The 1,538-nt window shown below is 46.7% G+C and carries 1 protein-coding gene; it reads right to left on the minus strand.

Going from position 1 to position 1,538, the window contains the following annotated elements:
* Positions 1 to 39 precede the first annotated feature (39 nt).
* A protein-coding gene (locus tag AB4486_RS21025; RefSeq protein WP_372118500.1) for an IS3 family transposase occupies positions 40 to 1,538 on the minus strand; the annotation gives its coding sequence in 2 pieces (ribosomal slippage) (positions 40 to 1,121 and positions 1,121 to 1,538; 1,500 coding nt annotated over the 2 pieces). This gene is flagged as partial in the annotation.

Consider the following 1,538-nt stretch of genomic DNA (forward strand, 5'->3'; position numbering starts at 1 on the left):
CGGTGTTTTTCAAGGTAGTTGTCATCATTTGCTTACTTATTAAGCAGCTTCTCTTTCTGGATTTAGGTGAACGTCACCAACAGGTTCACAGTTTCTGATATCACCAGGCCAGCGTTCAGGGTTTAGCTCTTTTGCAGCGAGTAGTACCTCCGCTCGGCGCTTCAAGATCTCTTTATCTTTTCCATTGTGACGCTCTGAAGGCGTGACATAATTCAGCTTACTGTGCTTGTGCTCCGTGTTGTACCAGCGTACGAAGGCTTCAACCCAACTTCGACTACTGTCGATTGTTTCAAAGCCCTTTGTTGGCCAGCTTGGCATGTACTTTACCGTGCGGAACAATGACTCAACATACGGGTTATCATCACTGACTCTTGGGCGACTATACGATGAAGTAATACCTAACTCTTCCATTTTTGCTTTGAACGTCAACGACTTCATCGGCGCACCATTATCTGAGTGAAGAACCAGTGCTTGATTGAAGCACTGCTCTCGCATCAACGTTCGTTGCAGAAGTTGTGACGCTAGCTCACCGCATTCATGCTCATACACTTCATAACCAACAATTTTTCGACTGTAGATGTCCTCAATGACATACAGGTAATAGTGTTGGCCTCGAACCTTTGAAGGTAAGTAAGTGATATCCCACGTATAGACTTGGTTTGAGTCCGTCGCTGTGTAACTGGTTGGCTTCGCTTGCTTCTGTCTGCTCCGCTGACGACCTCGCTTGTGAAGTTGCCCCTGCGTACTCAGTACTCGATAGTAGCTCGACTCAGAGGCGATATACTCACCTCTATCAAGCAGTGTCGGGACGATTTGAGTTGGAGGCAAGCTTGCGAACTCAGAGCGGTTACACACCTCGACAATCGCATCACGCTCTTCCTGAGACAGCTTGTTAGCAGGCTCAGGTCTGATGCATATTGGCCTTTTGTCAGCTTGAACTTCTCCTTGCTGATACCAGCGACGATAGGTTCTCAAGTCAATTTGAACTTCATGGCAAGCTAGCTGTAAACGGCATCCGCATTGCTTCGCTTCAAGGATTAGAGTCACTATGGTCTGCCTTTCATCGGTTGAGGTTAGTCGTCCTCTGGCTCTTCCCCGTAAAAGGCTCTCAGCTTTTTTCTTAGTACCAAGAGGGCAGCCGTTTCAGCGAGTGCTTTTTCTTTGAGTCGTAAATCTTTCTTCAAATCTTTGATTTCAAGTTTGTCAGCTTTAGCCTGCTTCTTTGCTTCAGCTTCCTGCTCTTTACTCGACTTAAACCCTTGCATACATTCGATGCGCCAACTTTGGATTTGTTCAGGGAAAAGACCTTTTTCACGACAATATTGGCTGAGTTCACTTTCGGTCATCGAGTAAGTCTCGGCAACAATGGCGAGTTTAGTTTGAGCAGACCACTGCTCTGATGAAGTGTTGCTATTTGGCACGGCGGCTCCTGAACCTCTGAGTTGCTGGCGCCAATGATACAGGGTCGCAGTGCTAATTCCTTCCTCTTCCGACACTTCTTTCACTGACATCGAATAGGGAGGTAATAGCTTCTTCAA

The sequence above is a fragment of the Vibrio sp. 10N.222.55.C6 genome, assembly GCF_041473395.1.
Classification (GTDB): Bacteria; Pseudomonadota; Gammaproteobacteria; order Enterobacterales; family Vibrionaceae; genus Vibrio; species Vibrio crassostreae_C.